Origin of the sequence: Propioniciclava sp. (genome assembly GCF_029977985.1) — a bacterium.
GTDB lineage: Bacteria > Actinomycetota > Actinomycetes > Propionibacteriales > Propionibacteriaceae > Propioniciclava.
In genome coordinates, this window is the sequence record NZ_JARKOT010000164.1 from 1 (window position 1) to 19057 (window position 19057).

Sequence of the window (19057 nt, forward strand, 5' to 3'; positions counted from 1 at the left end):
GGTCGCGGGCGCACGTGGCGAGCCACGTGGCGCGCAACGCGGACGCCCTGCGGCTGGTCATCACGGCGACGATGTCGGGCGACGAGACGCCGTGGTACTCCTCCGACGCCGCGAAGTTCAACGAGATCGAGCGCGGGGCGGAGCGCTCCGGGATGGACCTGCACGTCGACCTCGACACGTCCGCCGGCGAACTGGCTCGCCTCTGCGAACGCGTCGACGACTGGACCGTGCCCGCCAAGCTGCGGGGCGGTGAGTTCCCGCTGTCAGTGGTGACACTGATCCGGCTGCAGGAGGTCACGCTGCACCACCTCGATCTCGACTGCGGCTTCACGTGGGAACGCATCGACGTCGTCCCCGGCACGTGGCTGCTGCAGTGGCTGCTGTTGCTCATGCGCGATGACGCCTCCCTGCCCGCCGTCGACATCGTCTCGGACGCCGGCGAGCAGGCGTCCATCGGGGGTGCCGGCGAGCGGATCAGCGTCTCCGGCCCTGATCCGGCCCTGTGGGCGTGGCTCACCGGCCGCACCGGCGGCGAGGGCCTCTCCGGCGTCGACGGCGTCCGATTCCCCCTGGCTGGCTGAGCCGCCACCGCTGGTCGATCCTGTCTCCGCCGCCAAGCCCCGGGCCGGCGGCGTCCGGTTTGGCACCATGGACGTATGGAGATCCAGTCGCTGTCCGTGGGGAGCATGGACAACAACGCCTACCTGTTGACCGACGCGGGCGAAGGCCTGCTCGTGGACGCCGCCGCTGACATTCTGGCGCTGCTGGCGTTCATCGGGGACACGCCTGTGTCGACCATCGTCACGACCCATCGGCACCACGACCACATCGGCGCCCTGGCCGAGCTGGCGAAGCACACAGGGGCGGTCCTCGTGGCGGGTGAACCGGACGCCGCCGCGATCGAGTCTGCGACGGGGGTGCGGATCGACCGGCGCGTGTGGGACGGGGACTCGGTGCAGGTCGGCTCGACGGTGCTCGACGTCATCGGGCTCGTCGGCCACACCCCCGGCTCGATCACGCTCGCGTACTCCCCCGCCGGCGAGGCCGCGCAGCTGTTCACCGGGGACAGTCTGTTCCCGGGCGGGGTCGGCAAGACGCGGACGCCGGACGAGTTCGACTCGCTGTACACCGGGGTCGTGGAGAAGCTGTTCGGCCGGTTCGCCGACGACACCGTCATCCACCCCGGCCACGGCAAGCCCGCCACCCTCGGCGAGGAGCGCCCTCACCTGGCCGAGTGGCGGGCACGCGGCTGGTGAGGGCGAGCCACCATGGAAGCATGGACGCCCATCAGATCACCTGGGGAATCAGCCCGGTTCTCGGGGACGAGGAACTTGAAGCGTTGCATGCGGCTGCCTTCGGCGGGGGGCCCGGTGAGACCCCGTGGATGACCCTTCTGCAACGACACAGCCTGTTCTGGGTCGCCGGCCGCCAGGGGGATCGCCTGGTCGCCTTCGTCAATGTCGTCGGAGACGGCGGCGCGCACGCGATCGTGCTGGACACATGTGTCGCCCCCGACCTACAAGGTCACGGGATTGGGGCGGAGCTCATCCGACGGGCGGCGGATGAGGCCGCGCGCCGGGGGTGCGCATGGCTTCACGCCGATTATGAGCCTCATCTGGCCCCGTTCTATGAATCACGTTGCGGGCTCCGGCCCACCCACGCCGGTCTTCTTCACCTCGCCTGACCCTTCTGATGTGGAGCAGGCGTTCGGCGGTTCGCCGCTGAATCCGCCGTCCGCCCGATCAGGGTCCAGGCTCCTCTCTCATGACTCTCGAGCCTGAACCATGTGCTGGTCCGCGACTACCACGTTCCCCTCGTCCCTGACCTTGACGTAGCCGATGCGCTGATAGATCTCGTTCGACACCGGATTCGCTTGGTCGGTGTAGAGGCACGGGCGTACCCCGGCGTCCAGCAGCCTCTGCGACAGGACCGCGACGACCCACGCCGCGTAGCCGCGGCCGCGTTGCTCTGCGGGGGTGTAGACCGGCCCGATGCGACTGACGCCGAACATCGCAGGCTGGACGCCCGTCAGGTGCACGCTGGAGCCCCCCATTTCCCACAACCAGAAGCTGCCCGCCGCCAGGTGCGCGCGAATGGTCTCCCGATTGGCCTGCCAGGTCGGATCCGGCGTGCGGCCGCCCTGGACCTCCGAGTCCAGCCGGAACTCCCGCACCCACGCGGCGACGAGATCCTCGTCATCCGCCCCGGCCTGCCGCAAGGCGCCTTCCGGACGCCTCGGCCACACCACCTCGTGGAGTTCGAACAGGCGGGTGTGCAGCACCACCTGGACCGGCGCCCCCTCGGCTGCGGCCGCACAGAGCGCGCGGGCGGCGTCCAAATCACCGTTCCATGCCGAGACGCGCTCCCCCCTTCCCGCCAGCCCCGCCGTGACGGCGGCGACCGCCGCCTCCGGGAGCGAAGGGACGAACCCGGCGTGGGGTGGCTCCGGGTGGGTGCGCATGACGACCCCGACGAGATCGACGCCATCGCGCACAACGGCGAACCACCTCGGCCCGGACGCCTCCGTCCCGCTCTGCGCCAGACGGCCGGCCGTGGTGGCGACGATGGTGTGCCGCAGGGGGTGGCGTTCAAGGAACGGCCCTGCCTCGGTCAGGAACGCGGCCGCATCGTCGTAGAACTGGACCTCCACGGGTCAGCGGTCGCGCGAACTGAGGACGCAGAACTCGTTGCCCTCCGGGTCGGCCAGCACGGTCCAGGACACCTGATCGTCGTCCTGGCCGACGTTCACCCGCGTCGCGCCGAGCGCCTCGAGGCGGGCGATCTCGGCGTCGCGGTCCTGGGAGGTGTGCGGCGCCAGGTCGATGTGCAGCCGGTTCTTCACGGTCTTGCCCTCGGGCACCGGCACGAACACGAGGCCCTGACCGCGCGCCATCCAGTCGGCGACGTCGGTCGCGGGGTCCTCCTCGATCCCCTTCGGGATCGCGACGGCCTCGTCCGGGGTGTCGTACACCACCTGCCAGTCGAGGGCTTCCGCCCACCAGTGCGCCTGGGCCTGGGGATCGGCGCAATCGACCACGAGGGTGTACCACTTGAGAGCCATGACCGCATGCTAGCGGCGCCGCCGACGCAGGTCGGTCACTCGACGCCCCCACCCCCACCTCAGGGCAGATCGAGTGTCACGTTTTCGGCAGGCCACGGGGTGAGCGCCGGCCGGAGGCCGGCGCGGGCGTCTCGGCGCTCGCCGCGGCGGCCTCCACCTCGAGCAGCGACTGGTTGGCCCGCTCGGCTTCGTACGCCGCGTTCCCGCCCCGGACGCCGAACAGCCGCTTCGTCCACACCAGGTAGACGACGAGGAACACGTTCACCGCGAGGGCGAGCACCCGCAGGAACGTCACCTCCAGCGCCACCTCGTGGATCTCGAACGGCAGGAACGCCGACGTCCCGACGGCCGCGACATACTCGCCCCAGCGCTTCATGAGCCACAGCCCCACCGCCTCCAGCAGGCACAGGGCCGCGTACCCGGCGGCGCCCAGCGCGATCATCGCCACGGTGCTCGTCGAGATCGCCAACACCTGTTCGAGCAGGTGCACCGCGCTCAGATCCTGAACGTTGACGCCCAGACGCGCGAAGAACGGCTGCAGCAAGGGCAGATAGGTGTCGATCGTCTGCAACACGGCGTCCTGGTGACCGTTGAACCGCCAGATCCCGAACGCGAGCAGCCCGATGAACAGCCCGCGCGCCACCTTGTCCACCGCAAGCAGGCGGATGATGAACGCGTCCCGCAGCGCCCGGCCCCGCAGGACCAGGGGTGCGGACGCCGCTGGCCCGGCTCCCTGCGGCGCGCCGAGCACGTAGTCACCGCAGCGCAGGCAACGCCAGGCGTCCCCCCACGGGGTGGCGACGCGCAGCCGGCCGGCCAGGTCCGGCTCGTCGGGGGCATACGTCGCGTGCCCGTGCAAGCCGCAGCTGCGCCGCTCCCAGCTGAATCCACGTCGCACCACGACAGGCTACGGCCTCAGGCGCCGCGAGCGGCCCGACGACCAACCGTCTCGAGTGGCCTACTTGGTGGCCTCGGTGATCTGGCGGATGGTCTTCTTCAGGTCGGCGATCTCGTCGCGCAGGCGGGCGGCGGTCTCGAACTGCAGGTCCTTCGCGGCGGCGTGCATCTGGTCGCTGAGCTCGTGGACGAGCGCCGCCAGCTCCGACGTCGGCAGCGACCCGAGGTCGCGGTCAGGGCGTCCGGGCACGGGCGAAGTCTTCTTGCCGTCGCCGAACTTGCCGACGACATCCCACGTGTCGGCGTCCTCGCGGGCGAGCATGTCGGTGATGTCGGCGATCTTCTTGCGCAGCGGCTGCGGGTCGATGCCGTGCTCGGTGTTGTAGGCGATCTGCTTGGCCCGGCGTCGGTTCGTCTCGTCGATGGCGGCCTCCATGGAGGGCGTCATCTTGTCGGCGTACATGTGCACCTGCCCGGCCACGTTGCGGGCGGCGCGGCCGATGGTCTGGATCAGCGACCGCTCGGACCGCAGGAAGCCCTCCTTGTCGGCGTCCAGGATCGCCACCAGCGACACCTCCGGCAGGTCGAGCCCCTCGCGCAGCAGGTTGATGCCCACGAGCACGTCGTAGTGGCCGAGCCGCAGCTCGCGCAACAGCTCGATGCGCTTGAGGGTGTCGACCTCCGAGTGCAGGTACCGCGTCCGGATGCCGTTCTCCATGAGGTAGTCGGTGAGGTCCTCGGCCATCTTCTTCGTCAGCGTCGTGACGAGGATGCGTTCGTTCCGCTCGACCCGCGCGCGGATCTCGCCGATCAGGTCGTCGATCTGCCCCTTCGTGGACTTCACGATCACCTCGGGATCGATCAGCCCCGTCGGCCGGATCACCTGCTCGACGAACCCCTCCGACCGCGCCATCTCGTACGGCCCAGGCGTCGCCGACAGGTACACGGTCTGCCCGATCCGCTCGGTGAACTCCTCGAACCGCAGCGGACGGTTGTCCATCGCGCTCGGCAGCCGGAACCCGAAGTCGACCAGGGTGCGCTTCCGGCTCATGTCGCCCTCGTACATGCCGCCGATCTGGGGGACGGTGACGTGGCTCTCGTCGACGACCAGCACGAAGTCCTCGGGGAAGTAGTCGAGCAGACAGTTCGGCGGCGTGCCGGGGCCGCGACCGTCGATGTGGCGGCTGTAGTTCTCGATGCCCGAGCACGTGCCGATCTGGCGCATCATCTCGATGTCGTAGCCGGTGCGCATGCGCAACCGCTGCGCCTCGAGCAGCTTGTTCTGCCCCTCGAGATCGGCCAGCCGGTCCTCCAGTTCGGCCTCGATGCCTGTGATGGCCCGCTCCATCCGCTCCGGGCCCGCCACGTAGTGCGACGCCGGGAAGACGTACACCTCGGCGTCCTCGCTCAGCACCTCGCCGGTGAGCGGGTGCAGCGTCGAGAGCGCCTCGATCTCGTCGCCGAAGAACTCCACCCGCACCGCGTTCTCCTCGTACATGGGGAAGATCTCCAGCGTGTCGCCCCGCACCCGGAAGGTGCCCCGCGTGGCCGCCAGGTCGTTGCGCGCGTACTGGATGCCGACCAGTTGCCGCAGCAGCGAGTCGCGGTCGCGCTCCTCCCCCACCCGCAGCCGCACCATGCGGTCGACGTACTCCTGCGGCGTCCCCAGGCCGTAGATAGCGCTCACCGTCGCCACCACGATCACGTCCCGCCTTGTCAAAAGCGAGTTGGTGGCCGAATGCCGCAGGCGCTCGACCTCCTCGTTCAGCGACGAGTCCTTCTCGATGTAGGTGTCGGTCTGTGGCACGTATGCCTCGGGCTGGTAGTAGTCGTAGTAGCTGACGAAGTACTCCACCGCGTTGTCGGGGAAGAACTGACGCAGCTCGTTCGCGAATTGCGCCGCCAGCGTCTTGTTCGGCTGCATCACCAGCATCGGCCGTTGCAGCCGCTCGGCCAGCCACGCCACCGTCGCCGTCTTGCCCGTGCCCGTGGCCCCCAGCAGCACGACGTCGTTCTCCCCCGCCCGCACGCGGCGCTCGAGGTCGTCGATCGCCGCCGGCTGGTCGCCGGCCGGCGCGAAGTCGGCATGCACCTTGAACGGTGCCAGCCGCCGCTGGATGTCTGTCGTGGGACGCATACGCCCAGCTTAGGAGCGCCCACCGACAGTTCTTCTTCCGGTGGACGCCGCCGGCCCGGCCCCGGCGGTGGTTGCGCGGGGTCTCGACACGCTCGACCAGCGGGCAGCCCGGGGGAACAATGACCTCGTGCTCGGACTCCAACTCGTGGTGGCGCTCGGCGTCGCGATCCTCGTGGCGCACGCGCTCGCCCGCCGCGTGCCCGTGCCGGTGCCGGCGATCCTCGTGCTGGCCGGGTCGGCGCTGTTCTGGCTGCCCGGCTTCGACCACGTGGGGCTGCCGCCCGAGGTCGTCCTGTTGCTGTTCCTGCCGGCTCTCCTCTACTGGGAGGCCATCACGTCATCGGCCCGGCACATCCGCAAGTTCGCCCGCGGCATCGTCCTCACCGGCACGCTGCTCGTCGTCGTCACGGCCGCGGTCGTCGCGGTGGTGGCGAACGCTCTCGGCGTCCCTTGGGGCCTCGCCTGGATCATCGGCGCCGCCCTCGCCCCCACCGACGCCACGGCCGTCGCGGCGCTCCGGCGGCTCCTCCCCCGCCGCAACCTCGGCACGCTGCAGGCCGAGAGCCTCATCAACGACGGCACCGCCTTGGTGGTGTACGGGCTCGCGGTGGCCTTCGCTGCCGAGGGACGCATGCCGAGCGCCGGCGAGATCACGGGCCAGTTCGCCCTGTCGTTCTTCGGCGGCATCGCGGTCGGGCTGGTGGTCGGCTGGGTCGCGCACCGGGTGCGCAGCCGCATCCCGAACCATGTGGACACCAACATCGCGTCGGTCCTCACCCCGTTCGTCGCCTATCTGCTGGCCGAGGAGGTGCACGCCTCGGGGGTGCTGGCCGTCGTCACCTGCGGCCTCTACATGGCGCGGGTGACACCCCGCACCGTCGCCGCGGCCACGCGCCAGCAGGGTGCCGCGTTCTGGACGCTGAGCACCACGGTGCTCAACGCGGCCCTGTTCGTCCTGATCGGCCTGCAGCTGCCCGCCTCCGTGCAGCGAGTCGCGCCCGCCGAGCTCGCCCACGACCTCCTCATCTGTGCGGCCGTCTTCGCCACCCTGCCGCTCGTGCGCTGGCTGTTCCTCACGGTGAGCATCGGCGTCATCCGGGCGCTCGACCGGCGGCCGGCTCAGCGGGCCCTGCGCACCACGTGGCGCGGGCGCGTGGTGAGTGCGGTGGCCGGCCTGCGCGGAGGCGTTTCCCTGGCCGTCGCCCTGTCGGTGCCCGACGATCTGCCCGGTCGCCACCTCGTCGTTTTCGTGACCGGCACCGTGGTCGTCGCGTCGCTTCTCATCCAGGGATCGGCGCTGCCGGCCGTGATCCGCTGGGCCGGGTTGCCCCGCGACACCACCGACGAGGACGAGTACGCCCGCGCGCAGATCGCCGCCAGCGAGGCCGCGCTCGAGTCCCTCGACGCGCTCGCCGCCGGCCTCGACGTCGACGACGCGGTCGCCGATGCTGCCCGCAGCAATCTGGAGCAGCACCTCAGGGCGCTGGCCGCCGACCGGGCCGGAGACGAGGAGGCGGCGTCCGTCGTCCGCAGCCGGCAGGCACGCGACCTGCACCTGGCACTGCTCCACCGGAAGCGCACGACCATCATCGAGCTCCGCGACCAGCGCGTCATCGACGACGTGGTGCTCCGCCGCATCCAGGCGCAACTGGACGCCGAAGAGGTGCGTCTGACCCCTCCCGAGACCGAGTGATCACTCCCCCAACCGGTCGCCCAGCAGCCAGGCCACGCCGAGCACGCCGACGCTCACCACGAGCAGCAGGAACGACAGGCCCACGGCCACCGTGAGGTCGGACTCGAACCCCACGAAGATCGCCAGCGGCATCGTCTGGGTCACCCCCTCGCGGTTGCCCGCGAAGAAGATCGTCGCCCCGAACTCGCCCAGTGCCCGTGCCCAGGCCAGGACCAGGCCGCCGAGCATCGCGGTCCGCGCGGCCGGCGCCATGATGTGCCCGAACAACTGCAACTCGGACGCCCCGTCGACGACCGCCGCCTCGCGCAACGCCGGGTCGACGGCGGCGAAACCCAACCGGGCGGCGCGCACGTAGAACGGACCGGCCACGAACACCTGCGCCACGACGACCGCGGCCGTCGTGAACGGCAGGAAGACCCCGCCCGCGGCCATGGCGTCGCCCAGCCAGCCGCGGCGTCCGAACACCTGCAGCAGGGCGATCCCGGCCACCATCGGCGGCAGCACGATGGGCAGATCCACGAGGAGCTGGACGAGCGTCCGGCCCGGGAACCGCCATCGCACGAGGGCGTACGCCAGCGGCGTCCCGACAGCGACGACGACGATTGTGCTGAGCGCGGAGGTGAGCAGCGACAGCCGGACGGCCGCCGTCACCGTCGGGTCGGTGAGGTAGGGGCCGAGACCGCCGCCGAGCGCCTGACCGCTCAGCGCGACGAGCGGCAGGACGAGCAGGGCGACGAGAGCGGCGGCGGGCAGGACGAACGGCAAGGCGTCGGCCGCGCGCGGCCTCACGGGGCCGGCGGGAGGTAACCCGCGTCGGCGAGCAGCTTCCAGCCGGCACCCTCGGTGAGGAAGCCCAGGAACGCGGTGGCCGCGGCCGGGTTCTTCCTCGCCGTCACCGGGGCCACGGAAAGAGTGAGCTCGGTGTTCAGGGCGTCCGGGATGGCGACGGTCTCGGCGTCCGGGCCGGTGTCGGTGACGAACACGATGCCGGCGTCGGCCTCGCCTGCCGTCACTTTCGTGACGATCGGCTGGACGCCCAACTCGCGCGACCGCGTCTTCGCGAGGACGGCCGCCGTGAACCCCGGCCGGGTAGCCTCGACCTTCTCGAACGTCTTCGCCGTCGTCATCCAGATCGGCAGCGTCTCGGCAGCCAGCAGGACGCTGACCTGGTCGCCGGCCAGATCCTCCAGCGACGCGATGCCCGCCGGGTTGCCGGGCGCGACGACGATCACCAGCTTCGTGCGGGCCAGCGGGGTGACACGCGCGGCGTCCACGAGACCCTGTTCCGCGGCCTGCTGCATGCTGGCCGGGTTGGCGGCCACCCACACATCGGGCGTGGCGCCCTGCGCGAGCTGCTCCAGTTGCACCGGGGTGTGGCCCACCTCCATGGACGCCGTCGCTCCCGTCGATGCGAACGCCTGGGCGAGCGGCTTCGCCTGGGTCGCCAGTGCTCCCGGCAGGTAGACGACGACTTCGCCTGAGGCGCTCGCGGAGGGCTCGACCGACGCAGACGGCTCGACCGACGCGGACGGCTCGACCGACGGTGCGACTTGCGTGCAGGCGGCGAGAGGGACGAGGGCGAGAACGGCGAGCAGCTGGCGTCGGGACAGGGTCATGAGATCTCCTTCGGTTCACCCGAGGAGTCGTGCGCCGACGGCGGAAAGTTCCCGATCAGCCGGCAGGGCGCAATGCGTCGAGGTGGGCGGCGGCGTCCGACCACGTGGCGACGAGCTCGGCACGCGCCCGGGCGACCCGCGACCGGATCGTACCCACGCGGACGCCCACGATCGCGGCCGCCTCCGCGTAGCGGTAGCCCAGCACCTGGGTGAGGACGAGGGCCTCGCGCCGGTCCGGTTCGAGGGAGGCGAGCATGCGCCCGATCTCGACGCCCAGGGCTCCGTCGGGGACGGGCGGAATGAGGCAGCGGCCCGGCTCGACCAGGATCAGCGGATGGGCGCGCTGGCCCCGGACGCGGTCGACGGCGGCCCGGCGGGCGATGGTGAGCAGCCAGGTGCGTGCGGACGCCTCCGCCCGGAAGCCGGGGAGGGCATCCATGGCGCGCAGGTAGGTCTCTTGCGTGAGGTCGTCGGCGGCGTCGGCGTCGGTCAGGTGGGCGAGGAAGCGCCACACGTCGCTCTGGCTACGGGCGATGAACTCGGCGAGGGCTGCCCGATCACCCCCACCGGCGGCGAGGGCCAAGGCGGTGACGGCGGCGTCCTCGCTCGTTCGATCGCTCCTGCGCACCCCGGCAGCCTAGCAACGAGGGCCCCCGCGGCTTAGGCTGCGGGCGTGAGTGGGAGCGCGTGTCCGCAGCCGCGCCGGTGGCGCCTGGCGCTGTCGGCGCTGCTCGACGGCGAGCCCCTGCCGATGCCGCGCCCGCAGTTGGACGCCCACCTGGCCGTCTGCCCCGACTGCTCGGCCTGGTTCGCCCGGGCGCGGCACCTCGACCGGCACCTACGGCTGGCCGAACTGCGCCCACCCGACCTGACGGCGCACCTCGTGGGCGTGGTCGAGGCGCACGTGTGCGGCTGCCACACCGGCGGCGCCTGCCGGTGCACGAACTGCCAGTGCCCGACGTGCACGTGCCGGCCGGACGCCGCGGCGTCCTGACCCCGGCGCCGCTCAGGGCGACGTGAGCTCGCACCAGAGGGCGTCGACGCGCTCGGCCAACTCGGCGCGCGTCCCCGCGTTCGGGAGGACGTGCGTAGCGGCAGCCAACCGCTCAGCCCGGGAAGCCTGCGCTGCGAGCCGCGCGCGAGCCTCGGCGTCCGAGAGCCTGTTGCGGGCCCGCAGCCGGGCGACCTGCGTGGCCGGGTCGGCGTCCACGACGATGACGACGTCGTAGTCGCCCGCGCGCCCGGTCTCGACGACCAGGGGGATGACCTCGACGACGACGGCGTCCGAGTCAGCGGCGAGCGCCGCGCGACGGGCCTCGGCGAGGGCGCGGACGCGCGGGTGGACGATCGCGTTGAGGTCGGCACGGGCGGCGGCGTCTGCGAAGACGAGTGCCCCCAGCCCGGCCCGGTCAAGCGTGCCGTCAGGGCGCAGGACGCCGGCACCGAAGCGGTCGACCACCGCCGCAAGACCATCGGTGCCGGGGGCGACCACCTCGCGGGCGAGCAGGTCCGCGTCCACGAGCACCGCGCCACGCTCGGCGAGCAGGTCGGCCACCGTGGACTTGCCCGACGCGATGCCGCCGGTGAGGACGATGCGCTGGGTCACCGGACCATCCTCGCACGGGCCCTCCCGCCGGCGGCGGCGTGGACGGCCCGGTGGGGCGCTTTCCCTGCCCGTGGACCCGGGCCGACGGGCCGCATGAGGGTGTTAGCGTGAACCGGTCCACCCTGAGGAGTCGTCTCGTGCACCGCCGCATCGTCTGGTTCATCGTCGCCTGTTCGCTCGCGCTCACCGGCTGCAGCGCGCTCACCCTGCCGCAGATCCCCGGCCTGCCGACCGGCGGGCCCACCTCGTCCCTTCCCGAGGGGGTCGTGCTGCGCGACGAGCCCGCCCCGTCGGTGACAGCCGCGAACGCGACCTGCGTGCCGACGAGGTCCGCCGGGTCGGGGACGTCGTCACCCTGAGTCTCACCCTCGGCGGGGGCAACAAGGAGAGCTCGATCGGCCCGTACGAACTGAAGGTGACGACCAACACGGCCAGAAGATCGACGACTTCACGTTCGACACCCGCACGATCCCCGTCGTCAGCCAGGCCCGGTGGACGCTCAGCCTGCCGCTGCCCGACCCCGGCGTCACCTCGCTCGACGTGCAGCTCTGGGACCCGACGTTCGCCCTCAAGGTGCCCGTGCCGGCCGCGGACGCCGGCTACGTGTGGAACCCGGCCCCGCTCCGCCAGGCGGGGCTGGAGCAGGACGTGCACCGCGAAGCGGGCGTCCAGATGGTGCTCGACACGATCCGGAGCGAGGGCCTCGTCACCGAGATCGGCTACCGCGCCAGCCGCCCCCTTTCCGGGCTCTCGATGTGCCAGGAGCCCTGGGCCGACCAGTGCACGCTCACCGAACCGGACGGCACGACGCATCCGCTGCTCGGCGCGACCACCGAGGCGCCGGCCGGCTCGCGCGTGCAGGGCACGCTGCGCTTCCTCGGGGAGATCAACCCGGCCTCCGATCAGCTGACCCTCCAAGCGCCGCTGGACTGGGCGCTGTGGACCAGCGCCGACCCGGTCACGATCGAACTGCCGAGCCACGCCGACTCCCCCGTCCGCGCGGTCGCCGGGGACCTGAGCCGGCCCGCGCCCGCCTTCACGCCGGTCGAACTGACCGACGCCGAGACCGGCGCGGTGCTGCGCGTCGACTCCCTCGACCTGCTCGCCGACCGCATCCAGGCGCACGTGACCGGCAGCGGCGGCACGGCCGACTACGACTTCGACACCACGGACGGGAACGTTCCCAGCTTCCTCGCCGAGCCCGACGGCTACCAGCACCCGCTGCTCGCGCCGGGTGACGTGCGCCTCCGGGTGCCGAAGGGCGGATCGATGGAGGCCACGCTCGTGTTCGCCGGCGGGGTGCCCGCGGACGTGACCACGCTGGTGGCGTCCATCGGCGGGTTCTACTCGCACCAGCCCGCCACGGCCACGTTCACGATCCCGGCAGGGGACGCCCGGCCCCCGTCGGAAGGGCCGACGTTCGGCGAGCTCGGGGCATCCGAGCCGACACCGGCGCCGACCGCCCGGCTCACGCCTGCGGCGTCCACCCCGGACGCCTCCGCGACCCCGACCCCCGCCCTCGTGTCGATGGACATCACCGACCTGCCCGCGACCACCGTCTCGGTCCTGGGCGCGGTGCGCAGCACCGTGGCCGGCAGCGCGCTGGGCGGCCAGGTCGCCTCCTCCGTGACGGTCGACCCCGACGCCGACGCCGCCGCGCAGCGCTCCCTGGAGGAACTCGGCGCCGAGAAGACGCCAGACGGCTGGGTGCTCACGCTGCCCGAGACCGTCCTGTTCGACTACAACGCCGACGCCGTCAAGCCGGACGCCGACGCGACCCTCACGAAGGTCGCCGAACTGCTCGCCTACTACGACAGGGTCCAGATCGGCGTCCAGGGCCACACGGACAACTCCGGCGACGCCGCGTACAACCAGGACCTCTCCCAGCGGCGCGCCCAGGCGGTCGCGGACGCCCTGGCGAGCAAGGGCGTCGCGACGGGGCGGATGACCGTGGAGGGCTTCGGCCTCACGCGCCCCGTGGCGTCCAACGACGACGACGCCGGCCGCGCGAAGAACCGCCGTGTCGAGATCGTGCTGCGCGAGAACGCCTGATGTCGTTCGACGAGCACCTCACCGCGCTGCGGCAGCGGCAGCACCAGCCGTCGCTGTCCGCGGCGGTGTCCGTGGAGGACCGCATCGTCTGGGCGGACGCCGCCGGCAACGCCGACCCCCTCGGCGACCCCCGAACCCCGGACGCCGCCACCCGATACCGTGTCGCCTCGCTCACGAAGGTGCAGGTGGCGGTCGCGCTGCTCGCCCTCGCCGATGCGGGCGAACTCGACGTGCACGCGCCGCTCGCCACGTGGGTGCCGGACGCGCCGGCCGGCCACGCCACCGTGGCCCAGTTCCTCGCCCACTCCTCCGGGCTGCGCGCCGAGCCCGCCTGGCCGTGGTGGGAGCGCGCGGGCGGCTACACCTGGGACGAGCTCCTGCGGCGCGACCTCGAGCCCCTCTTCCCTGCCGGTACCCGCTTCCACTACTCCAACGTGGGCTACGCGGTGCTCGGCAAGCTGCTCGAGACCCTGACCGGTCAGGCCTGGGACGCCGCTCTCGCCGAGTTGCCGAGTTGGTGTGGACACCCCTCGGCATGATGCACACGGCCAGGACGCCGGCGCCCGGCCACGCGGTGGGCGTCGGCGTCCACCCGCACGACCCGACGCTCGTCCACCCCGAACCCGTGCCCGACTACCTCGCCCTGGGTCCGGCGGGCGAGCTGTGGTCGACGCCGTCCGATCTGGTGCGCCTCGGCGCGTTGTTGGCGGGCCGCCACCCGGGAATCCTGCGTCAGGCCACCCTCGACGCCCTCCGGACGCCGATCGCTTGGGCCGACGTGGCCTCGCTGTCGGGCCACGGGCTCGGCGTCCAGGTGACCAACGCCGGTGGCGTCCGCACGATCGGGCATTCCGGATCGGTGCCGGGCTTCACGTCCGACCTGCGCGTCGACCCGGTGCGGGGCATCGCGGTGGCGATCTGCGGGAACGCCACCTCACCCTTCGGCGGCGCCCACGGCCTGCTCGACGCGGCCCGCGACTACGTCGGCCCGGGCGTCGCCGAGCCGCAGCCCGACGCCGAGGCCGCGTCCCTGGCCGGCACGTGGTTCTGGGGGACCCGCGTCCACACGGTGACCGCGCTCCCCGACGGGCGTCTCCTCATCACCCCGGCCGGCGGGCGCGAGCCGAGCCTGTTCGCCCGGACGCCACGGGCTGGGTCGGCGTCGGCGGCGACTACTTCCATGGCGAGCGGCTGGCCGTCGTGCGCGAGCCGGGCGGCGGCGTCCGGGCGCTCGACGTGGGCACCTTCTGCTTCACCCGCGAGCCCTACGACCCCGCGGCCGATCTGCCGGGGGGTCCAAACGCCGTGGGCTGGCGCCCCGGCAGCTGAGGCCACCGCCCCACCCACGCCCGGCGCGTCGACGGCTGAGGCGCGGCAACCAGCGGCACCCGCTCGGACCGGACACGGGGTCGGCGTACCCTGAACGCGTGTCGACCAGCCGGCGGAGATCGCGGATTCGGCGCCTCGCCGGCGCCGCGGCGGTGATCGCCGCCTGCACCCTGCCGCTCAGCGGCTGTGCGACCGACACCGGCTACGCGAGCGAGCAGCCCACCGTGCGCATCGTCGGCATCGGCGACTCGATCATGGCGGGCACGAACTGCAACTGCTCCGGGCCGATGGACGCCTACGCCGCCATCATGGTGAGCGCCAACCCCGAGGAGCGCACCGAAACGACGAACCTCGGTGTGCCCGGCTGGACGAGCGCGGACGTGCTCGGCGACGTGAACGACGACCCGGCCACGCAGGCCGCCCTCGCGAGCGCCGACATCGTCGTCGTCATCGCGGGCGCGAACGACCTGGGAGACGGCCTGACAGCCTGGTACGACGACCCCACCGACCCGGCCACACTCGACGCGTCCCTCCAGAAGCTCTCGACCGATCTGCCGCAGTTGCTCGACCGGGTGCGCTCGTTGCGCGGCGGTCAGCCGACGACCTACCTCGTGGCCGGCTACTGGAACGTCTACCCCGAGCAGCCCGACCCGGACGACGACGCCACCTACACAGCCTGGACGCGGTCGGCGACCGGCGCCGCCAACCGCATCATCCAGGCGACGGCCGAAGACCGCGGCATGACCTACGTCGACCTGGCTGCGGCGTTCGCGTCCGTCACCGGATCGAAGCCGAGCAGCCTGCTCGCCAGTGACGGGGAACAGCCCAACGCCAAGGGCGTCGCCCTCATCGCCGCCACCCTCGCCGCCGCCACCCCCGGCTGAGCGGCGCCGGCGGCGTCCCTTCGCGGTCGGCCGTAAACCGTCCGCGCCAACGCCATCGGGCCCCCGTCCTCGCAAGGACGGGGGCCCGATCGGTCTGGGCTCAGCCGCGGTCAGCGACCGCCGGTGAGCTTGTCGCGCAGGGCCTGCAGGGCCTCGTCGGACGCCAGCGAACCCTCGGGAGCGCTGCTGCTGCCGGACGGACGCGCACCCGCGGAGTAGGACGCCTGCGAAGCGGCCTCGACGGCGGCCTGCGACTCGGCGGCCTCGGCCTCCTCGACCTGCTTCTTGTGCGCCAGCCAGCGGGCCTGCGCCTCGGCGTACTGCTGCTCCCAGGCGCGCTGCTGCTCCTCGTAGCCGGGCTTCCACTCCTGGGTCTCCGGGTCGAAGCCCTCGGGGTAGATGTAGTTGCCCTGGTCGTCGTAGCTGGCGGTCATGCCGTACAGCGACGGGTCGAAGTCGTCGGCCGCCACGTCGACACCCTCGTTGGCCTGCTTGAGGCTGAGCGAGATGCGGCGACGCTCGAGGTCGATGTCGATGATCTTGACCATCACGTCGTCGTTGACCGCGACGACCTGCTCGGGGATCTCGACGTGACGCTCGGCCAGCTCGGACACGTGCACGAGGCCCTCGATGCCCTCCTCGACACGCACGAACGCGCCGAAGGGAACGAGCTTGGTGACCTTGCCGGGCACGATGTGACCGATCTGGTGGGTCCGGGCGAAGGTCTGCCACGGATCCTCCTGGGTCGCCTTCAGCGACAGCGAGACGCGCTCGCGGTCCATGTCGACGTCCAGCACCTCGACCGTGACCTCGTCGCCGACCTCGACGACCTCGGACGGGTGGTCGATGTGCTTCCAGGAGAGCTCGGACACGTGGACGAGGCCGTCGACGCCGCCGAGATCCACGAACGCACCGAAGTTGACGATGCTGGACACGACGCCGCGGCGGATCTGACCCTTGGCGAGCTGGTTGAGGAAGGAGGTGCGGACCTCGGACTGCGTCTGCTCCAGCCACGCGCGGCGCGAGAGGACGACGTTGTTGCGGTTCTTGTCCAGTTCGATGATCTTCGCCTCGAGCTCCTGGCCCACGTAGGGCTGCAGGTCACGGACGCGGCGCATCTCCACCAGCGAGGCGGGCAGGAAGCCGCGCAGGCCGATGTCGACGATGAGACCACCCTTGACGACCTCGATGACCCGACCGGTGACGACACCGTCGGACTCCTTGACCTTCTCGATCGTGCCCCAGGCGCGCTCGTACTGGGCGCGCTTCTTGGACAGGATCAGGCGCCCCTCCTTGTCCTCCTTCTGCTGCACGAGGGCCTCGATCTCGTCCCCCACGGAGACGACGTCGAAGGGATCCACATCGTGCTTGATGGAGAGCTCCTTGGAGGGGATGACACCTTCGGTCTTATAGCCGATGTCGAGCAGGACCTCGTCCCGGTCGACCTTGACGACGGTGCCGGTGACGATGTCACCGTCGTTGAAGTACTTGATTGTGGCGTCGACGGCGGCGGCGAACTCTTCGCTGCTCGTGAAGTCGTCGACGGCGACCTGAGCGGCCTCAGGAGTGGAGGTCATGTAGTAGGGCTCCGATGACTGGACGTTGGATATGGTGGTTCGGTACGGCCTTGAACGCCCACCCCACTCGGTCCGGAGGCGGACAGGCCACACCGGCTCACCAGCTTATCGGCCGCGTGAGCGCGGGGTCAAAGCTGGTGAGCCCGTGGACACTCGGGCGCGGGCGAGTTCGGGTCGCGGTGGGTGCCATGAGCGGGCGGGCGCATCCGGGAGACCTCGCGGCGGCGCCGCGGCGTGGACTAGCGTGGACCGCAGACCGAGCAAGAGGAGAACGCCGATGAGCGGCACCGCCGAAGTCCACCCCGATGCGACCCTGGTCCCGAGCAAGCTGGACCTGCTCGCGGCGTGGCTGCCGCAGCAGAGCTGGTTCGCTTCCGACGCCGCCGATCTGGAGCGCGTGGCGTCCTTCCGGTTCGTGGATCCCGACGGCGAGGTCGGCCTCGACTGCATGCTGATCGCCTCGGCGGGGACGGTGTACCACGTGCCGGTGACGTGGCGGGCCCACGAGCTGGCCGAGGGCTCCCTCATCGGCACCCTCGAGCACAGCCTGCTGGGCACCCGGTACTGCTACGACGCCCCCACGGATCCGGTGTACGTGGCCGAGTTGGTCCGGGTGATCCGGGAGGGCGACGAGGACGCGGACATCGTGCCGGCCGGCTCGGAGCAGCCGAACGAGCCCACGATCGATGTCGTCGGCTCCGGCGTGACGGCCGGTGTGGACGCGATCGGGCAGGTACGCCTCGTGCGCGTGCTCGACCGTGCCCACGAGGACACCAGGGGAGCACGCGGCCTCCTGGTCGGCACCTGGACCTACGAGGAGACCGAGCGCGAGGACGTTCTGGCCGTCCTCCGCTGACACCGAGAGCCCGGATAGCCACGCCGAAGCCGCGGGGAGGCGCGGCCTGCCCGGTCAGGGCCTCCGGGCCACCACCTCTCCATGGGGAAGCAGGAACCACGCATCGGGATCTTCGCCCCACGCTCGCCAATCGGCGGCGATCGCCGCGAGCTGCTCGCTGGCGACACCGCGGGCGCGCGCGTGATCGGCGAACGAAGACGTCTCCACCCGGTCTGCCTGACTCCCACCCCACCAGCGCGCGGTGTCCGGCGTCGCGTACGTCCAGACCGAGGAGGTCGCGGCGTCCACCACCAAGCCCGCTGCCCTCACCCAGGCGTTGAGACGCCGGCCGGCATCAGGCTCACCCCCGAGTGCCCGTGCACTCGCGCAGTAGAGTTCGTGCCACGCCCGGAGCCCAGCGAACTCGGGAAACCATGCCATGGCGCCGTAGTCGGCATCCCTCACGGCCACGATTCCCCCTGACCGGCACAACCGGCCCATGGTCCGCAATGCCGCGACGGGATCACCCAGGTGTTGCAGCACCTGCTGGGCGTAGACGACGTCGAACGTCTCCGGCTCCCCGCCGAGTTCATCGAGATCCGCCACCACAAACCGCGTCCTGCTGTCGCCCCGGGCGTGGGCTGCCCGGCGTGCGGCGTCGATCGCTGCCGGGGAGAAATCGACCCCCACCACCTGCCCTTCTGGGCCGACCATCTCCGCGAGGTCCAGGGTGATCGAGCCGGGGCCGCACCCCAGATCGAGGACCCGCGCACCTCGCGGGACGCGGTCGGCGAAGTAGGCGCAGCTGTTCGCCGCGGTCCTGGCGGCGTGGGACGCCAGCACGCTCGGCTGGTGCCCGGGCGCGTAGCTGGCGGTCCCCGGATCAGGGGTGATGGCGGTCATGGACGCGCATCATAGGTCCGAGCGCTCGGGGACGAGACAGGTCGTCTCGGCGGACAGGGAGGTGCGACGCCGGTCTCCGCGGCGCTCGACGCCGGACAGCAGCCAGATCGCACCGGCGAAGAACAAAAGCGCGGACGCCCACACGAACGCGCGCGTGAGGTCGACCATGACCGCGGAGCGCGCGTACTCGTGCCACGCGCCGTAGAGGGCGAGGAGGGGCGCCACCAGATAGACGGTGATCCGGAGCGGCCGCCCCGGTCGGGCGAGGCCGAGGAACGCCAACGGGAAGATGACGTACCACTCGCGCAAGACCCCGAACCCGCACGACCAGGTCGAACGGTTCCCCGGCCGCCACCCGATCGGCGGCCACCACCCCGCCCACGGACGTCACGTCGACCGACGGCAACCCGGCCGCGGCGGCGGCGTCCGACAACTCCTGCAGCACGTGCCTCGTCGCCATCGACGAG

General features: G+C 71.7%; 22 protein-coding genes. 11 read left to right on the forward strand and 11 right to left on the reverse strand.

Features of this window, described 5'->3' with window-relative positions:
* From Q1K57_RS10065 to Q1K57_RS10075, 3 genes are all read left to right on the forward strand, one after another.
* The coding region (locus tag Q1K57_RS10065) for a maleylpyruvate isomerase N-terminal domain-containing protein (RefSeq protein WP_300081856.1) at positions 1-581 on the forward strand (581 nt) is incomplete at its 5' end.
* Positions 582-656: 75 nt separating this feature from the next.
* On the forward strand, positions 657-1256 hold the full coding sequence (locus tag Q1K57_RS10070; protein ID WP_300081859.1) for an MBL fold metallo-hydrolase: 600 nt from the start codon (positions 657-659) through the stop codon (positions 1254-1256).
* 20 nt (positions 1257-1276) lie between these two features.
* Positions 1277-1684: a GNAT family N-acetyltransferase gene (locus tag Q1K57_RS10075; RefSeq protein ID WP_300081862.1), complete on the forward strand. Its 408-nt coding sequence runs from the start codon at positions 1277-1279 to the stop codon at positions 1682-1684.
* A gap of 78 nt (positions 1685-1762) precedes the next feature.
* Here Q1K57_RS10075 and Q1K57_RS10080 read toward each other — a convergent pair whose 3' ends face one another.
* The 4 genes from Q1K57_RS10080 to uvrB form a co-directional block, all read right to left on the reverse strand.
* Positions 1763-2650 carry a GNAT family N-acetyltransferase gene (locus Q1K57_RS10080; RefSeq protein WP_300081865.1) on the reverse strand — a complete coding sequence of 296 codons (888 nt, stop codon included), beginning with the start codon at positions 2648-2650 and terminating at the stop codon, positions 1763-1765.
* Between the two features lie 3 nt (positions 2651-2653).
* Positions 2654-3061, reverse strand: coding sequence for a VOC family protein (locus Q1K57_RS10085; protein ID WP_300081868.1), 408 nt, complete (start codon positions 3059-3061; stop codon positions 2654-2656).
* A 76-nt stretch (positions 3062-3137) separates the two neighbouring features.
* Complete coding sequence (locus tag Q1K57_RS10090) at positions 3138-3959, reverse strand: DUF2127 domain-containing protein (RefSeq protein WP_300081871.1); 822 nt, start codon at positions 3957-3959, stop codon at positions 3138-3140.
* A 60-nt stretch (positions 3960-4019) separates the two neighbouring features.
* Complete coding sequence (uvrB, locus tag Q1K57_RS10095) at positions 4020-6095, reverse strand: excinuclease ABC subunit UvrB (protein WP_300081874.1); 2076 nt, start codon at positions 6093-6095, stop codon at positions 4020-4022.
* Positions 6096-6222: 127 nt separating this feature from the next.
* Between uvrB and Q1K57_RS10100 the strand changes: the two genes are divergently transcribed.
* Entirely contained in the window at positions 6223-7788 is a 1566-nt protein-coding gene (locus Q1K57_RS10100) for a Na+/H+ antiporter (protein ID WP_300081877.1), read from the forward strand.
* On the opposite strand, the gene Q1K57_RS10105 is transcribed toward Q1K57_RS10100, so the two are convergent.
* Genes Q1K57_RS10105 through Q1K57_RS10115 form a run of 3 tightly spaced genes read right to left on the reverse strand, consistent with a single transcriptional unit; the run spans position 7789 to position 10032 of the window.
* Positions 7789-8577, reverse strand: a complete 789-nt coding sequence (locus Q1K57_RS10105; protein WP_300081879.1) for an ABC transporter permease — start codon at positions 8575-8577, stop codon at positions 7789-7791.
* Positions 8574-9404 (reverse strand): substrate-binding domain-containing protein, encoded by an 831-nt coding sequence (locus Q1K57_RS10110; RefSeq protein WP_300081882.1) that lies wholly within the window; start codon positions 9402-9404, stop codon positions 8574-8576. Before Q1K57_RS10110 ends, Q1K57_RS10105 begins: the two co-directional genes overlap by 4 nt.
* A gap of 55 nt (positions 9405-9459) precedes the next feature.
* Positions 9460-10032 (reverse strand): sigma factor-like helix-turn-helix DNA-binding protein, encoded by a 573-nt coding sequence (locus tag Q1K57_RS10115; RefSeq protein WP_300081884.1) that lies wholly within the window; start codon positions 10030-10032, stop codon positions 9460-9462.
* A gap of 45 nt (positions 10033-10077) precedes the next feature.
* Here Q1K57_RS10115 and Q1K57_RS10120 point away from each other — a divergent pair, with 45 nt between their 5' ends.
* Positions 10078-10398 carry a zf-HC2 domain-containing protein gene (locus Q1K57_RS10120; RefSeq protein WP_300081887.1) on the forward strand — a complete coding sequence of 107 codons (321 nt, stop codon included), beginning with the start codon at positions 10078-10080 and terminating at the stop codon, positions 10396-10398.
* A gap of 12 nt (positions 10399-10410) precedes the next feature.
* On the opposite strand, the gene coaE is transcribed toward Q1K57_RS10120, so the two are convergent.
* Complete coding sequence (gene coaE / locus Q1K57_RS10125; RefSeq protein ID WP_300081890.1) at positions 10411-11010, reverse strand: dephospho-CoA kinase; 600 nt, start codon at positions 11008-11010, stop codon at positions 10411-10413.
* Positions 11011-11117: 107 nt separating this feature from the next.
* Here coaE and Q1K57_RS10130 point away from each other — a divergent pair, with 107 nt between their 5' ends.
* From Q1K57_RS10130 to Q1K57_RS10150, 5 genes are all read left to right on the forward strand, one after another.
* Positions 11118-11369 carry a hypothetical protein gene (locus tag Q1K57_RS10130; protein ID WP_300081893.1) on the forward strand — a complete coding sequence of 84 codons (252 nt, stop codon included), beginning with the start codon at positions 11118-11120 and terminating at the stop codon, positions 11367-11369.
* 181 nt (positions 11370-11550) lie between these two features.
* Entirely contained in the window at positions 11551-13062 is a 1512-nt protein-coding gene (locus tag Q1K57_RS10135; protein WP_300081896.1) for an OmpA family protein, read from the forward strand.
* On the forward strand, positions 13062-13601 hold the full coding sequence (locus tag Q1K57_RS10140; protein WP_300081899.1) for a serine hydrolase domain-containing protein: 540 nt from the start codon (positions 13062-13064) through the stop codon (positions 13599-13601). Before Q1K57_RS10135 ends, Q1K57_RS10140 begins: the two co-directional genes overlap by 1 nt.
* Positions 13598-14485, forward strand: a complete 888-nt coding sequence (locus Q1K57_RS10145; RefSeq protein WP_300081902.1) for a serine hydrolase — start codon at positions 13598-13600, stop codon at positions 14483-14485. Before Q1K57_RS10140 ends, Q1K57_RS10145 begins: the two co-directional genes overlap by 4 nt.
* Before the next feature lie 4 nt (positions 14486-14489).
* A complete protein-coding gene (locus Q1K57_RS10150; protein WP_300081904.1) occupies positions 14490-15275 on the forward strand; it encodes an SGNH/GDSL hydrolase family protein in 786 nt (261 codons plus the stop codon).
* Positions 15276-15385: 110 nt separating this feature from the next.
* Here the strand turns inward: Q1K57_RS10150 and rpsA are convergent, their stop codons facing one another.
* The gene (gene rpsA / locus Q1K57_RS10155) at positions 15386-16852 is read right to left on the reverse strand and encodes a 30S ribosomal protein S1 (protein ID WP_300081907.1); all 1467 of its coding nucleotides are present in this window, start codon (positions 16850-16852) and stop codon (positions 15386-15388) included.
* A 277-nt stretch (positions 16853-17129) separates the two neighbouring features.
* On the opposite strand from rpsA, the gene Q1K57_RS10160 reads away from it, so the two are divergent.
* Complete coding sequence (locus Q1K57_RS10160; protein WP_300081910.1) at positions 17130-17708, forward strand: hypothetical protein; 579 nt, start codon at positions 17130-17132, stop codon at positions 17706-17708.
* Between the two features lie 54 nt (positions 17709-17762).
* Here Q1K57_RS10160 and Q1K57_RS10165 read toward each other — a convergent pair whose 3' ends face one another.
* Together Q1K57_RS10165 and Q1K57_RS10170 are read right to left on the reverse strand one after the other, a co-directional pair.
* A complete protein-coding gene (locus Q1K57_RS10165) occupies positions 17763-18590 on the reverse strand; it encodes a methyltransferase domain-containing protein (protein ID WP_300081913.1) in 828 nt (275 codons plus the stop codon).
* A gap of 9 nt (positions 18591-18599) precedes the next feature.
* The gene (locus Q1K57_RS10170) at positions 18600-18899 is read right to left on the reverse strand and encodes a hypothetical protein (protein WP_300081916.1); all 300 of its coding nucleotides are present in this window, start codon (positions 18897-18899) and stop codon (positions 18600-18602) included.
* Positions 18900-19057: the final 158 nt, after the last annotated feature.